Genomic DNA, 208 nt, shown 5'->3' on the forward strand with positions numbered 1-208 from the left:
GACGCGCGTGAGGTAGCCGTTCTCGAACACGCGGACCGTGAACTGGTAGTCGCCGAGCTGGGTGTTGGCGTACATCGACTGCGCGTGGAACCCCTGGCGCTCGTTCTCGGCGAAGCCGACCAGGTCGGCGGTCCGGCTCAGGTCGCTGCGGAGGTACAGCTGGTCGACGTCCGCTTCCGTGAAGTAGGTGAGGCTCCGCAGCTCGTCT

The 208-nt window shown here is 66.3% G+C and carries 1 pseudogene; it reads right to left on the reverse strand.

The features are described 5' to 3' along the window. Nucleotides 1–208 (reverse strand): annotated as a pseudogene (locus EXE45_RS19455) (hypothetical protein); the annotation flags it as partial.

It is taken from the genome of Halorubrum sp. SP9 (assembly GCF_005435015.1).
GTDB classification, from domain to species: domain Archaea; phylum Halobacteriota; class Halobacteria; order Halobacteriales; family Haloferacaceae; genus Halorubrum; species Halorubrum sodomense.